Below are 15,433 nucleotides of genomic sequence, written 5' to 3' on the forward strand. Positions count from 1 at the left end.
GCCCTCGCCGGCCTGCCGGGGGCGGTATCGCCGCCGCTCTACCGGCCGCCGCGCCCCCTCGCCTGAAAATCCGCCCTTCAGCCTTTTTTCAGACGAGAGAGATCATGACCCTTCGCCTTTCGCGGCGCCAGTTCGTGGCGTCAGCCGCCCTTGTCCTGGCCACGCCGGCCCTCGGCCGCATGGCCCATGCCGCCCCCCTCACGCTGACGGCCGAGCGCCGCACCATCGAGGTCCGGGGCAAGCCCGCCTCCGTCCTCGGCCTGCGCGGGCCGGGCGGGGAGTCCGGCCTCGTTCTTCCGCCGGGCGAGGCGTTCCGCCTCCGGCTCGAGAACCGCATCGGCGAGCCGACGATCATCCATTGGCACGGCCAGACCCCGCCGCCCGACCAGGATGGCGTGACCGACACGGGCTATGCCCGGCCGATCGCCGATGGCGGCTTCGCCGATTACGACTTCGCGCCCCGCACCGGGACACACTGGATGCATTCGCACCACGGCCTGCAGGAAATGCGCCTGCTGGCCGCGCCGCTGATCGTCCGCACCAAAGAAGACCTCGCCCGGGACGCCCAGGAGGTGACGGTCCTCCTCCACGACTTCAGCTTCAAGGCGCCGGAGGATCTGGTGGCGGGCCTCGCTGGCGGCATGACGAACCATGGTGGCATGGACATGGGCGGCATGGACCATTCGGCCATGGGCCACATGATGCCGGGCATGGACCTGAACGATGTCGAATTCGATGCCTATCTGGCCAACGACCGCACGCTGGACGATCCGCAGGTGGTCACCGTCGAGACGGGCGGGCGGTTATATTTACGCCTGATCAACGGCGCGGCGGCGACCGCCTTCTGGGTCGATTTCGGCGGTCTGACCGGCACGGTGATGGCGGTCGACGGCAATCCGGTGAAGCCGGTCGAGGTCGCCAAGGTGCCGCTGGCCCAGGGCCAGCGCATCGATATCCTGCTGCAGTTGGGAACGGATGGTGCCGCCGTGCCGGTGCTGGCCCAGCGCGAGGGGGATCGCGCCCGGACCGGCATCGTCCTGGCACCGACGGGGGCGAGCGTGCCCAGGATCGCCGACAAGGCGGCCGAGGCCGCGCCGCCGGTCGATCTGTCGCTGGAAAGCCTGCTCGTGGCCGAGGGGGTGGATGCCCGCCCGGCGGACGTCACGCGGCGCATCCGCCTGACGGGTTCGATGATGCCTTACGTCTGGACGATCGATGACCGCTCATGGGCCGATCGCCTGCCGGTTCAGGTGAAAGCCGGTCAGCGCGTCGCGGTCGAGATGGTGAACGAGAGCATGATGGCCCATCCGATGCACCTGCACGGCCATCATTTCGATGTCGTCGCCCTGAACGGCAAGCCCGTGGCGGGTGCGCGCCGGGATACCGTGCTGGTGCCGGTCGGGGGGCGCGTCACCATCGCCTTCGATGCGGATAATGCCGGTCGCTGGCTGTTCCACTGTCACAACCTGTTGCACATGGCGACCGGCATGATGACCGAAGTGACCTACGCCTGAGACTTGCGGGCGGCGTGCATTGCTTTCGCCGCCCGCATTTCGCCCATCTGGTAACGCAGGAAGGCGCCGAAGATGCCGAGTTCCGGGCGGGGCGTGCCGCCCTTGCCCAGCGTCTGCAGGTGATTGGCGAACCAGCCGAGGGGGCCGAAGCCGTTCAGCATCTGGATGATCTTCAGGGGCGAGGCCGGGCCGAGCCAGCGCCCGGGGCCGAGACGCAGGCGATTCTCCCAATCGTCGAGCCGGGCGAGGCGGCCGGACAGCAGGGCGGCCGGCGCGTCGGGCTTCAGGCACAGCGGCCGGGCGAGACCGATCACGTCGCAGGCGCCGGACGACAGCGCCTCGTCCATCGCCGCCCGGCTGCGGATACCGCCGGTGACCATCAGCGGCGTCTTCACCGCCGCGCGCATGGTCTTGGCGTAATCGAGGAAATAGGCTTCGCGGGCGACGCTTGAGGCGCGGCGCACCTGCTTGGCCGAGGCATCGGTCGACATATCCTCGTTGCCCATCATCATCGGCCGCTCGTAGGTGCCGCCCGAAACTTCCAGGAGGTCGATGCCTTCCGCTTCCAGCCAGCGTGCGACGGTCGTCGCTTCCTCGTCGCCGAAGCCGCCCTTCATGAAGTCGGCGGAGTTCAGCTTCACGCCGACGCCGAAGGCGGGACCGGCGGCGGCCCGCACCGCGCGCACCACCTCGAGCAGCAGGCGCGCCCGGTTTTCGAGGCTGCCGCCCCAGCGGTCGGTCCGCTGGTTGGAGCGAGGGCTGAGGAACTGGCTGATCAGATAGCCATGGGCGCCGTGCACCTGCACGCCGTCGAAACCCGCGTCCTTCAGGGTGGCGGCGGCGAAGGCGAAGCGGGAAATCACATCCTCGATCTCCGCCTCGGTCATCGCGCGGGGCGTGCCGAACTGCTTGCCCGGCAGGGGCAAGGGAATGGCGGAGGGGGCCTGCGGCGTCTTGTTGACGGCGATCGGGGTCTGGCGGCCGGCGTGGCTGATCTGGGCCCACAGGCGCGTGCCCTTCGCCGTGCCGGCCTTGGCCAGGGCGGCGAGGGCGGCCCTGGCCGCCTCGTCCATACCCGGGGCGACGACGACATTGCCCGGCCGCTCCAGATTGTCGGGGTGCACCTGCATGTTGCCGGTGATGACGAGGCCGCTGCCACCTTCGGCGAAGCGGCGGTACAGCTCGCACAGCGCCGGGGTCGCCCGGTTGCGCGGATCGGCCAGCCCTTCGGTCATCGCCGCCTTGGCGAGGCGGTTCTTCAGGGTCTGGCCGCAGGCCAGGGTAAAGGGCGCAGCAATATCCACCACCGACGTTTCCTCTTCCGACGTATCGTCTTGTCGTCATGACATTTTGTCGGAAAGTGTCGGGGGGCTAAGCCCCCCCGTCAACACCAACGACGGGGGGGCAGGGCAGGCGTCAGCCGGCGATCACGATCTGGTCGAGGACATGGGCCGGATCGGAAATGCTCGGCTTGCCGGTTTCCAGGCGGCCGGCGAGGCGGCGGCTGAAGCCGTCGAGCCCGTCGACCGTCACGGTGTAATCGTACCAATTGCCCTGATCGGCCAGCGACAGGCGCAAGGGCTTGCTCGATCCCGCCGCGACCCGCACCTCCTGCGAGAACTTGTCATAGGCATTGGCGGTGACCTTGAAGGTGCAGGTCTTGGCGCCGCCATTGGCGAGGGTCAGGTTCAGCCGCTGGTTCGCCTTGTCGTAGGACGCGGTGACCTCGGGCTGGGCCTTGGCCGCCGCCGCGACGACCGTGTTGCCGGTGAAGTGGCGGTGATAGCCGTTCGGCCCCAGCACCCACAGGTCATAGGCCCCGTCGTCCGATTTCACATCCCAGGTCGCGGCCAGGATCTTGCCCGCCTCCACCATGTAACGATGGGGGATGCGGTCGAGATGCCGCTTGTCGTAGACGTGGAAGACGGCGCCGGCCGTGCCTGTGTTGCGGAAGCGCAGGCGCAAGGCTTCGATGTCCGCCGTCGCCTCGATATGCAGTTCGTAAGGCAGGGCGCGCGACGGGCGCAGGCCGATGTCCTGCTGCGGCAGGGCCTGGTCCGACTCGGCCGGGATCTTCACCTGCAGGCGCAGGGCCTGGGCGACGCGGATGGAATCCGCCGAGATCTTGCTGCGGGTCGGCAGGGCGGGGACCGTCGTATTGGGATTGACGAAGTCGAAGCAGGAGGTGAGGTCGCCGATGATCGCCCGGCGATAGGGGCTGATGTTGGTCTCGGCGACGCCGAAACGCGCCTCGATGAAACGCAGGACCGAGGTATGGTCGAAGGTTTCGGAGGCGACCCAGCCGCCCCGGCTCCAGGGCGAGATCGCGAAGCAGGGCACGCGCGGACCAGGGCCATAGGGCCGACCATCGGGCGCCGGCTGGCTGGTCGCCTCGGGGATCGCCGGATGGGTGAAATATTCGCTGCCCAGCAGGCTTTCGGCCATGGTCGTGCCACCGGCGGCGGAACCATCCTCGTTGCGCGAGAACACGGCGGGCGAGGGGACGTGATCGAAGAAGCCGTCGTTCTCGTCGAAATTGACGATGAACACGGTCTTGCTCCAGACCTCGGGATTGGCGGTCAGGATATCCAGCGCCTGCTGGACATACCAGGCGCCCTGTACCGGGCTCGACACCGCCGGATGCTCGGAATAGAGCGTCGGCGCGACGATCCACGACACCTGCGGCAGCTTGCCGTTCTTGACGTCGAGTTCGAGCTGGCCGAGCAATCCGCCGAGCGGCATCGTGTTGCCGACACCCTTGTAGAGCGGCTGCTTGGCGTCCATCGACTCGATGTAAGGGATCCACGGCAGGCCGATCGGCGTATTGCCCATGGCCTCATGGGCGGCGCGGTACTGGCGGAAGCCGGCCAGCGGGTTATCGCCGAAATTGTCCGGCAGGTTCTGGTAGACCTTCCAGGTCACGCCTGCTTCCTGCAGCCGTTCGGGATAGGTCTTCCATGTGTAGCCCCTGCTCTTGGGGCCGAAATTATCGATCTCGTTGATCACAACGGCATGGCCGCTGCCGGTCGGGCCATTGGTGCCGGTCCAGTGATAGACCCGGTTCGGGAAGGTGCCGGTATGGGTGGCGGCGTGATAATTGTCGCAAAGCGTGAAGGCATTGGCGAGGGCGAACTGGAAGCCGACCTCGGCCTCCTTGTAATAGCCCATCGACTGGTCTTCCTTATGCAGCGGCCAATCGGTGATGCGGCCATGGTTCCACACCGCCTGGGCATCGGGCCAGGTGTGCGGCGTGCCGGAGACCCGCTGGGCATTGCCTTTCTTGGAATTCAGGTGATAGGGCAGGATGGTTCGCTCGCCGTTCCACTGATGGAACACGGTACGGCCATCGGCGCGCGGAATGGTGAAACGATCGCCGAAGCCCCGGACGCCCGGGAACGTGCCGAAGTAGTGGTCGAACGCCCGGTTTTCCTGCATCAGGACGACGATATGCTGCACGTCCTTGATCGACTTGGTGCCGTTGGCGGCATCGATCGCCAGGGCCTTGCGGATCGAGTCGGGAAACACGGTGGCGGCGGCGGCGGTGCCACCGATGGCGGCGGCGGACTTCAGGAAATCGCGCCTGCTGGTGTCTGTCATGTCATGGGTTCCTTGGCAAAGGGGGGATTTGGGGGAAGTTCAGGAGGCTTTGATCCGCTCGAACACATGCGCGGGATCGGTGATCCCGGGCTTGCCGGTCTCGATGCGCCCGGCGAGGCGGCGGCCGAAGCCGTCGAGGCCGGAGACGGTCACGCTGTAATCATACCAATTTCCCTGCCTGGCGACGTCGAGCCGCAGGGTTTTGCTGGCGCCGGCCGAGACGCGGACGATCTGCTGGCCCTTCTCGTAGGCGTTGGCGGTCACCGTGAAGCTGGCGAGCTTGCCGCCTTCGTTGGCGAGGGTGAGGACCAGGTCGCTGCGCGTCTTGTCATAGGCGGCGGTGACTTCGGGCTGGACCTTGGCGGCCGCGGCCGTCGCGGTATTGCCGGTGAAGTGGCGATGGAAACCGTTGGGCCCGAGGACCCAGAGGTCATAGGCGCCGCCATCGGCCCTCACGTTCCAGCTCGCGTTCAGGGTCTTGCCGGCTTCGACCATGTAACGGTGGGGAATGCGGTCGAGATGCCGCCTGTCGTAGACGTGGAACACGGCGCCGACCTTGCCGCTGTTGCGCAGGCGCAGACGCACCGTATCGCCCGATGCCGTCGCCTCGATGAAGAGTTCATAGGGCAGGGCGCGGGACGGGCGGATGCCGAGATCCTGCTCCGGCAGCGACTGGGCATCGACCGCCGGAATGGCGACCTGCGCCTTGAAATCCTGCGCGACGCGCAGGGCATCGGCGGCGATCTTGCTGCGCATGGGCAATTCGGGCAGCCGGGCGTTGGGATTGACGAAATCGAAGCAGGAGGTGAGATCGCCGCTCACCGCCCGGCGATAGGGGCTGATGTTGGTCTCGGTGACGCCGAAGCGGGCTTCGAGGAAGCGAAGCACCGACGAATGGTCGAAACTCTCGGAGGCGACCCAGCCGCCCCGGCTCCAGGGCGAGATGACGAGGCAGGGCACGCGCGGACCGGGGCCATAGGGGCGGCCGTCGGGCGTCGGCTGGGTGTCCAGGTTCTCGGGCGCCCCATGATCGAAATATTCGCTGGCAAGAAGTTCGGCCTTCATGGTCGAGCCGCCGGCCGGCGTGCCGTCCGCGTTGCGCGAGCAAACGGCATGGGGCGGCGCATGGTCGAAGAAGCCGTCGTTTTCGTCGAAATTGATGATGAGGACGGTCTTGCTCCAGACCTCGGGATCGGCGGTCAGGATCTCGAGGACACGCTGCATGTACCAGGCGCCCTGCACCGGGCTCGAGACCGAGGGATGTTCGCAGTAGATCGAGGGCGGCACGATCCAGGACACCTGCGGCAGCTTGCCGTTCTTGATGTCGAGTTCGAGGGTGCCGAGCATGCCGCCGAGCGGCATGGTGTTGCCCGCGCCCTTGTAGAGCGGCTGCTTCTTGTCCATCGCCTCGATGTAGGGCCACCAGGGCAGGCCATCCACGATGGAATTGCCGACGCCCTGGCTCGCCTTGCGATACTGGCGGAAGCCGACCAGCGGGTTCAGGCCGCCGTTGTCGGGCATATTCTGATAGACCTTCCAGGTCACGCCGGACTGTTGCAGCCGCTCGGGATAGGTCGTCCAGTTGTAGCCGCGCGAGGCGGGGCCGATCAGCGCGAAACGGTCGTCGTTGACGACCACGGCGGTCCCGGTCGCGGTCGGGCCATTGGTGCCCGTCCAGTGGTAGATGCGGTTGGGATGCGTGCCGGTCTGCGTCGCGCAATGGTAGTTGTCGCAGATGGTGAAGGCGTCGGCGAGGGCGCGCTGGAATTCGACCTCGGTCTCCCGGTAATAGCCCATCGACTGGTCTTCCTTGGTCTTCGGCCAGTCGGTGATGCGGCCGTGGTCCCACACGGCGTGGCAGTTGGACCAGGAATGCGGCGTGCCGCTGACACGCTGGGCATTGCCCTTGCTCTGGTCGAGGTGATAGGGCAGGACGATCCGCTCGCCATTCGATTGATGGAACACCGAAAGCCCGCTCTGCTGCGGGATGGTGAAGCGATCGCTATAGCCGCGGACACCCGACATGGTGCCGAAGTAGTGGTCGAAGGCCCGGTTTTCCTGCATCAGGATGACGACATGCTCGACATCGCGGATCGAGCGCGTCGCATTGTTGGCCTCGATCGCCAGCGCCTTGCGGATCGAATCCGGGAAAGCGGTCGCTGCCGCGGCGGCGCCCCCGAGGGCGGCGCCGGATCTCAGGAAGTCGCGTCTGTTCGTGCCGGTCATGATAAGCCCCCCGTCACCTGTCGGCAGGGCGCTGCTGCGATCCCCGGCCACTTCCCCCGCTTCAGGAACCGGATTTCAGGCTGCGGGGGGCGCCTGCCCGGGTTGATCGGTCGTGCTCACCCTTGCGCGGCAAGCTGCTCGAAAACGGCGGCCGGATCCGAAATGCCGTCCCGGCCAGTCTCCATGCGGCCGGCGAAGCGGCGGGTGAAGCCGGCGTGGCCGCTCACGGTCACGGTGTAATCGTACCAATTGCCCTGGTCGGCGATGTCGAGGCGCAGCACCTTCCGGCTGCCGGCGGCCAGCTTCTGGCTGATCTCGCGCTTCTCATAGGCATTGGCCGTTACCAGCACGGTGCAGCCGCGGGTGCCGTCGTTGGTCAGCGTCAGATTCAGGCGGTGATGCGCGGGATCGTAGGACAGGGACGCTTCCGGCCCGAATTTCGCCGCCGCGGTCTCGACCGCATTGCCGGTGACGTGGCGGTGGAAGCCGTTCGGCCCCAGCACCCAGAGATCATAACGCCCGGCGTCCCGCGCCGTCGGCCAGCTCGCCGCGAGCTGCTTGCCGGCTTCCACCATGTAGCGGCGCGGGATGCGGTCGAGGTGCAGCCGGTCGTAGACGTGAAACACGGCGCCGGCCTTGCCGGTATTGCGCAGGCGCAGGCGGACGCTGCCGTCCTCCACCACGGCATCGGCGGCTAGTTCATAGGGCAGGGCGCGTGACGGCCTGATGCCGACATCCTGCTTCGGCAGCGTCTGGCTCGCCTCGTCCGGGATCGGGATCTGGGCGCGCATCTCCTGGGCGACGCGCATGGCGTCGGCGGCGATCTGGCTGCGGCGGGGCAGGGCGGGCACGGCCGTGTTGGGATTGACGAAATCGAAGCAGGAGGTGAGGTCGCCGCAGATCGCCCGCCGATAGGGGCTGATGTTGGTTTCGGCGACACCGAAGCGGGCTTCGAGGAAACGCAGGATCGAAGTGTGGTCGAACACCTGGGAATTCACCCAGCCGCCCCGGCTCCAGGGCGAGACGACGAAACAGGGCACGCGGGCGCCGGGGCCATAGACCTTGCCGTCCGGCGCCTGCTGGCCGGCGCTGCCTTCGGCGGCGGGGTGGGTGAAATATTCGCTGGTCAGCAGATCGGCCTTCATGGTCGCGCCACCCGCGGCCGAGCCGTCCGCGTCGCGGGAGTAAACCGCGGGCGGTGGCACGTGATCGAAGAAGCCGTCGTTCTCGTCATAATTCACGATGAGGGCCGTCTTGCTCCAGAGCTCGGGATTGGCGGTCAGCGCGTTCAGCGTCTCCTGCACATACCAGGCCCCCTGCACCGGGCAGGACGAATCCGGGTGTTCGGCATATTGCTCGGGCGCGATGATCCAGGAGACCTGCGGCAGCTTGCCGGCCTTCACATCCGCCTTGAACTCGAGCAGGAGGCCCAGCAAGGGCATGGTGTTGCTCGTGCCCTTGTAGAGCGGCGCCTTCGCGTCGTGAGCATCGCAATAGGGAATCCAGGGAAAGCCGCTCGACGTGTTGCCGATCTTCTCGCTCGCCGCGCGATACTGGCGGAAACCCTCGAGCGGGTTATCGGTGAAATTCCACGGCAGGTTCTGATAGACCTTCCAGGTCACGCCCGCGTCCTGCAGACGTTCAGGGTAGGTCTTCCAGGTGAAGCCTTCGCTCGATGGTCCGAGATTGGCCCATTCGTTGTTGATCGAGGCGACACCGGCGCCGGTCGGGCCATTGGTGCCTGTCCAGTGGAACAGCCGGTTCGGGTTGGTCGAAGACTGGATCGAGCAATGATAGGCGTCGCACAGGGTGAAGGCATTGGCCAGCGCCCATTGGAACTCGATTTCCGCCGGCCGGTAATAGCCCATCGACCAGTCGCGCTTGTAGAGCGGCCATTGGGTCATGCGGCCGTCATCCCAGGCGCCATGGGCATCATTCCAGCCATGGGGCGTGCCCGTGACGCGCTGGGCATTGCCCGCGGTCTCGTCGAGGTGGTAGGGCGCGATGATCCGGCTGCCGTTGGACTGCTGGAACACGTTGCGACCACCCGGCAGCGGAATGGTGAAGCGGTCGCCGAAACCCCGGACGCCCGCCATGGTACCGAAGTAATGATCGAAGGCCCGGTTTTCCTGCATCAGGATGACGATATGCTCGACGTCCCGGATCGATTTCGTCGCATTGTTGGCCTCGACCGCCAGCGCCTTGCGGATCGAGTCCGGAAAGCCCGTCGCGACCGCGGCGGCGCCCGAAAGGGCGACAGTCGATTTCAGGAAGTCGCGGCGGCTGGTGTCGGTCATCGAAGGGGCGTCCGTTTGCATAAGGGACCACGGCCCGCCCGGCGTTGGCGCCGGGCGGTTCGGTATTGTCAGGGGCCGGATCAGCCGGCCGAGGCGATCTGCTCGAAGACCGAGTAGGGGTCGGAAATGCCGGGCTTGCCCGTTTCCATCCGGCCGGCGAAGCGGCGGCTGAAACCGGCGAGGCCGTTCACAGTCGCCGTGTAATCGTACCAGTTGCCCTGATCCGAAATGTCGAGACGCAGCACCTGGCGCGCCCCGGCCTCGACCCGCACATCCTTCGAGAATTTCTCGTAGGCGTTGGCGGTGATGGTGAAACGGCAGGGACGGGCGCCGGTATTGGCCAGCGCGACATTGAGGCGCGACAGATCGGGATCGTAGGATACCGCGATTTCCGGCAGCATCCTGGTGGCGCCGACCAGATCGCTGTCACCGATGAAGTGGCGATGGAAGCTGTTCGGCCCGAGCACCCACAGGTCGTATTGACCGGCGTCGCCGGCGCTGTCCCAGGTCGCGGCCAGCTGCTTGCCCGCCTCGATCATGAAGCGGCGCGGAATGCGGTCGAGGTGCAGCTTGTCGTAGACATGGAACACCGCGGCGGATTTGCCGCTGTTGCGGAAGCGGAGGCGCACCGAGGAGCCCTCGACCGTGGCATCGACCGACAGTTCGTAGGGCAGGGCGCGGGACGGACGGACGCCAGCCTGCTGACGGGGCAGGGACTGGGCGTCGACCGCCGGCACCGGCACCTGATCCTTCAGGTCCTGGGAGACCCGGAGGGCATCGGCCGACGTCTTGCTGCGCTTGGGCAGGGTCGGCACCGCGGCGTTCGGATTGACGAAGTCGAAGCAGGAGGTGAGGTCGCCGCTGACCGCCCGGCGATAGGGGCTGATGTTGCTCTCGGCGACACCGAAGCGGGCTTCGATGAAGCGCAGGACCGAGGTGTGGTCGAAGGTCTCGGACGCGACCCAGCCGCCCCGGCTCCAGGGCGAGACGACATAGCAGGGCACGCGCGGGCCGGGGCCATAGGGGCGACCGTCCGGCGCGGGCTGGCCGGTGGTGCCTTCGGGCGCCGGATGGGTGAAATATTCCCCGGCAAGCTGTTCGGTCTTCATCGTGGAGGCGCCGGCGGCGGCGCCGTCCGCATTGCGCGAGAACACGGCGGGCGAGGGGACGTGATCGAAGAAGCCGTCGTTCTCGTCGAAATTCACGATCAGAACGGTCTTGGACCAGACGTCCGGCACGGCGGTCAGGGCCTTCAGGGTTTCCTGGATGTACCAAGCGCCCTGCACGGGGCTCGACGGGCCGGGGTGTTCGCTATAGGTGTCGGGCGCGACGATCCACGACACCTGCGGCAGGATGCCCATCTTCACGTCGGTCGCGAATTCGGCCAGCAGGCCGCCGAAGGGCATGGTGTTGGAAATGCCCTTGTAGAGCGGGGCCTTGTCGTTCAGCACCTTGGTGTAGGGCAGCCAGGGGAAGCCCGACGAGGTGTTGTAGACCTCGTTCGCCTTGCGGTACTGGCGGAAACCGGCCAGCGGGTTGTCGGTGAAATTGTTCGGCAGGTTCTGATAGACCTTCCAGTCGACGCCGGCTTCTTCCAGCCGCTCGGGATAGGTCTTCCAGGTGTAACCCTTCTCGGACGTGTCGAGGCTGTCCCATTCGTTGGTCACGGAGGCGACGCCGGCAGCGGTCGCGCCGCTGCAGCCGGTCCAGTGATACAGCCGGTTCGGGTTGGTGCCGGCATGAATGCCGCAGTGATAATTGTCGCAAAGCGTGAAGGCGTTGGCGAGGGCCCACTGGAATTCCAGCTCGGCCTTCTCGTAATGGCCCATCGACTGGTCCTGCTTGTGGGCCGGCCAGTTCGCCATGCGGCCATGGTCCCAGGCGGCCTGCGCGTTGTCCCAGGAATGCGGCGTGCCGCTGACACGCTGGGCATTACCCGCCGACTGGTCGAGGTGATAGGGGGTGATGATGCGGGTGCCGTTCGACTGTTCCCACACGCTGCGCCCGCCCGGCAGCGGAATGCTGAAGCGGTCGCCAAAGCCGCGCACGCCGGGGAAGGTGCCGAAGTAATGATCGAAGGCCCGGTTTTCCTGCATCAGGATGACGATATGCTCGACATCCTTGATCGACTTGGTGGCGTTGTTGGCGTCGATCGCCAGTGCCTGCTGGATCGCCGAGGGAAACACCGTCGCCGCGGCGCCGGCCCCCGCCAGCGTCGCCGTCGTCTTGAGGAATTTGCGCCTGCTCTCGTCGATCATGACCTGCCCCTATGTAATCTTGAACTGCGGTCGCCGTCGGCCTCGCCCCGGAAGGGGCGGTGGACCCGGCACTTCTCGCGTGGGGCGGAGCATTGCTGACTTTCATGTCAGCAAGGTTTCAGTCTAGCGACAGGGGGCGGTTTAATAGCGCCAGAAATGTCCCGTTTTCCGGGGTAATCCGCCGATGGTGGGAACATTCCGGGGCGAATGGCCCGGGATTTCGCTCAGCCCAGGATAGGGAGGGACGGCACGGCGCCGGCCAGGATGGGCAGGGCGGCAAGGGCGAAGCCCGGCCCGAGGGGAACGCCGCGCGGCGCATCCGCGTCCTCGGCCATGTGAAAGCGGGCGAGCAGGGGCGAGAGCAGGAGCGCGGCGACGGAGCCCAGCAGCAGGAGCTGGAACACGGCCTCGATCCCGCCCCAGGCGCCGATGGCGGCGACCAGTTTCCAGTCGCCCCGCGCCAAGCCCTCGCGCCCCAGTCGCAGGCGGGCGATGGTGCCGACCAGGGCCATGACCAGCCAGCCGGTGGCCGCCCCGGCGATGGCGTCGCCGGCATCGATCGCATCGAGGCCGCAGGGCGCGAGCCCCGCCGCCAGCAACCCGGCCCAGAGCAGGCCGAGGGTCAAGGCATCGGGCAGATAGCCCGCGCGGGCATCGACGACGGCCAGAAGGTAGAGCGCGCTGGCGACGAGCACGGTCATGACGACCCGGTCGAGAGGGGGCGGCGCCAGCAGGGCGGCGGCCAGGATGAAGACCATCCCGCCCAGCTCGACCAGCGGATAGCGCGCCGGCACGGCCTGCCGCCCGCAGGGGCAGCGCCCACGCGACAGAAGCCAGCCGATCAGGGGCATCGCCTGCAGCCAGCTCAGGGGCCGGCCGCAGGGCGGGCAGCGCGATCCCGGATACCACAGCGCGCCGGCCGGCAACCGGCCTTCGATGAGGGCCGGCCAGCGTTCCATGGCGACGGTGGCGAAACTGCCGACCAGAAGCCCCCAGAGCGCCGCCGCCAGCCAGCCGGCGAGCGGCGGCAATCCGGCGCCCAGCAGGCGGAAATTCAGCAGAATGTCATCGAAACCGTCACAGATCCCGGGCATCATGGCCCCCGATCGGATCATGGAACTCTCGTCTCTCATCCTCGCCTGCGCGATCAAGGCCGCGACCGCCTACGGGCTGCCGCCGACGGGCGTCATCGCCATCCTCGAGGCCGAGGGCGGCCGCACCGGCGAGGTCAGCGAGAATAGCAACGGCACCCGCGACATCGGCCTGATGCAGGTGAACAGCCTGTGGCTGGAGCCGCTGGCGAGGACCTGGGGCGTTTCCCGCGACGAGGCGGAGGCGGCGCTGCGCGACCGTCCCTGCACCAATATCGCCGTCGGCGCCTTCATCCTGGCCGAATGTATCCACAAGCGCGGCGGCGACTTCTGGCAGGGTGTCGGTTGCTATCACGCGCCTTCCGACGCCGAGAGGGCGCGGGCCTATGCCGCGCGCGTCGCCGGCAAGGCGGCGCAGCGTTTCGGCTCGCAGGTCTTTCGCGAGCGTTAGGGGCCGGCCGGTCAGGGGCGCAGCCCTTCCGTGTCGGCGACGGGCAGCGGCACCACCGCGCGGATCTTCTCGCGCAATTCGTCGGTGATGCGACGGGCATCGACCGAATTCCGCACCACACGGGGGGTGAGCAGGATCAGCAACTCGGTCCGGTCCTTGGAGTCGGAAGTGGTGCCGAACAGCGGCCCGAAGAAGGGCAGGTTGCGCAGATAGGGAATGCCCGAATTGTCGGACTGTTTGGTTTCGGTGATCAGGCCGCCGAGGGCGATGGTCTGGCCATCCTCGACCGCGACGGAACTGGCGATCCGGCGTTGCTGGATCGTCGGCGAGTCGAGGGCCGAGGTCGTCGTCTTCACGACATTGCTGACCTCCTGCGAAATATCGAGCAGGACGAGGCCGCTGTCGTTCACCCGGGGCGTGATGCGCAGGATGATGCCGGTGTCGCGATATTCGATCGAATTGACGATCCGCGCCGTCGACGTGTCGGTGCTTTCCGCCGATTGTGTCGCGACCGGAACCTGATCGCCGACCTGCAGCGAGGCGGTCTGGTTGTTGAGCACCAGGAGCTTCGGCGCCGAGACGACATTGATGTTGGTGATGCCGGCGAGGGCGTTCAGCACGCTGGTGATCGAATCGCCGTTGGAGACCAGGTAGGAAAAGCCGGGAAAGACCTGGCCGATCGCGCCCGAGGCGAATTCGCTCAGGGAAAATTCGCTGTTGCCGGTCTGGAAGAACCATTGCACGCCATAGCGCAGTTCGTTGTTCAGCGTGACCTCGGTCACCGCGGATTCGATCATCACCTGCAAGGGCAGGACGTCGAGCCGGCGCAGGGCGTCGGCGACGATCTCATATTGCTGGGGCTTGGCGTGGACGACGATCGAATTGGAAATCTCGTCGGCGCTGATGCTCACCGCGCCTTCCGCTTCGCCGAGGTCGACGCTCATGCCGGCGGCGCCGCTGCCGCCCTGGCCGTCGATGCCGGGCATGGTGGGTGCGGGCAGGCTGGCGTCGGTCGAATTCTGGCCGAAACCGCCGGACGATTCCGAGCCCGATGTGCCGGCGCCGGACAGGCTGGCGCTGCCCGCGCTCGATGACGGGGCGGCGCTCGAGGTGCCGCCGCTTCCGCCCTTGGCGCCCCCGAAGGCGGCGGAGAGAACCCGGGCGAGATCGCTCGCCCGCCCGTTCTGCACCCGGTAGACGAAGAGCCGCCGGCGCGAGCCCTGGGCTTCCTGATCCAGCATCTCGACGAGGCCGCGCACCCGGTCGAGGTAATCGGCGCGGCTGGAAATCGCCAGGATGCCGTTGACCTGCTGCACCGGCACGAAGCGGATGGTGCCGGCGGTCGGCACGCCTTCGGCGTTCAGCAATTGGGTCAGCTGTTCGACGAGGTTCCGGCTGTCGGTCCATTGCGGCACGATGAGGGCGAAGGAAACGCCGCGCAGCCAGTCGACGTCGAACTGCTGCACGAGGTCGCGCAGGCTGCGCCGGCTGACCGAATTGCCGCTGATGAACAGGATGTTGCGCGCGCCATCGGCTTCCATCCGGGCATTGTTCGGCACCATCTGGGCCAGCAGGTCCTTCAACGCCGTCGCCGAGACGAAGCGTAAGGGAATAGCCTCGGTGCCCGAGCCGGGATCGCCCGGCGACAACAGGCCGATCGAGCGCTGGTCGCTGCCCGCCGGCAGGATGGTGAACAGATTGCCCTCGCGCACCAGCACGAGTTGGGCCGCCTGCAGACCGGCTTCCAGCGTCGGCAGCACCTGGTCGCGGCGGATCGGCTGCGCCGTCTCGATGGTGATCTGGCCTTGCGCCTCGGGATCGACGGCATAGGTCAGGCCGAGGATATCGCCCAAGACCGCCTTGGCGACGTCGCGCACCTCGGCATTGGTGAAATTCAGGCTGACGTCGCCGCCGGTGGCTTCTCCGCCGGGGGCCGGCGCCGCGCCGAGGACCTGTCCCGTGCCGCGAATGACGCGGGTGCGCGTGCCGGCGGGTTGCG

The 15,433-nt window shown here is 67.2% G+C and carries 9 protein-coding genes; 2 read left to right on the forward strand and 7 right to left on the reverse strand.

Annotated elements, in window-relative coordinates; genetic code table 11:
- Positions 1-104 precede the first annotated feature (104 nt).
- A complete protein-coding gene (locus tag WAZ62_RS20845) occupies positions 105-1,514 on the forward strand; it encodes a multicopper oxidase family protein (protein WP_422645455.1) in 1,410 nt (469 codons plus the stop codon).
- Here the strand turns inward: WAZ62_RS20845 and WAZ62_RS20850 are convergent.
- The 6 genes from WAZ62_RS20850 to WAZ62_RS20875 form a co-directional block, all read right to left on the reverse strand.
- Positions 1,505-2,821: an NADH:flavin oxidoreductase/NADH oxidase family protein gene (locus tag WAZ62_RS20850; protein ID WP_422645456.1), complete on the reverse strand. Its 1,317-nt coding sequence runs from the start codon at positions 2,819-2,821 to the stop codon at positions 1,505-1,507. The two genes, WAZ62_RS20845 and WAZ62_RS20850, sit on opposite strands and share 10 nt — an antisense overlap.
- Before the next feature lie 109 nt (positions 2,822-2,930).
- Complete coding sequence (locus WAZ62_RS20855) at positions 2,931-5,111, reverse strand: phosphocholine-specific phospholipase C (protein WP_422645457.1); 2,181 nt, start codon at positions 5,109-5,111, stop codon at positions 2,931-2,933.
- A gap of 39 nt (positions 5,112-5,150) precedes the next feature.
- Positions 5,151-7,337, reverse strand: a complete 2,187-nt coding sequence (locus tag WAZ62_RS20860) for a phosphocholine-specific phospholipase C (protein WP_422645458.1) — start codon at positions 7,335-7,337, stop codon at positions 5,151-5,153.
- A gap of 116 nt (positions 7,338-7,453) precedes the next feature.
- Positions 7,454-9,634 (reverse strand): phosphocholine-specific phospholipase C, encoded by a 2,181-nt coding sequence (locus tag WAZ62_RS20865; protein ID WP_422645459.1) that lies wholly within the window; start codon positions 9,632-9,634, stop codon positions 7,454-7,456.
- 80 nt (positions 9,635-9,714) lie between these two features.
- Positions 9,715-11,892, reverse strand: coding sequence for a phosphocholine-specific phospholipase C (locus WAZ62_RS20870; RefSeq protein ID WP_422645460.1), 2,178 nt, complete (start codon positions 11,890-11,892; stop codon positions 9,715-9,717).
- Positions 11,893-12,116: 224 nt separating this feature from the next.
- Positions 12,117-13,007: a prepilin peptidase gene (locus WAZ62_RS20875; protein WP_422645461.1), complete on the reverse strand. Its 891-nt coding sequence runs from the start codon at positions 13,005-13,007 to the stop codon at positions 12,117-12,119.
- Here WAZ62_RS20875 and WAZ62_RS20880 point away from each other — a divergent pair.
- Positions 13,006-13,434, forward strand: coding sequence for a lytic transglycosylase domain-containing protein (locus WAZ62_RS20880; RefSeq protein WP_422645462.1), 429 nt, complete (start codon positions 13,006-13,008; stop codon positions 13,432-13,434). The genes WAZ62_RS20875 and WAZ62_RS20880 overlap by 2 nt on opposite strands.
- A gap of 11 nt (positions 13,435-13,445) precedes the next feature.
- On the opposite strand, the gene gspD is transcribed toward WAZ62_RS20880, so the two are convergent.
- A partial coding sequence (gspD, locus tag WAZ62_RS20885; protein WP_422645463.1) for a type II secretion system secretin GspD occupies positions 13,446-15,433 on the reverse strand: 1,988 nt, incomplete at its 5' end.

The organism is Zavarzinia sp. (assembly GCF_049306435.1).
Taxonomy (GTDB): Bacteria; Pseudomonadota; Alphaproteobacteria; order Zavarziniales; family Zavarziniaceae; genus Zavarzinia.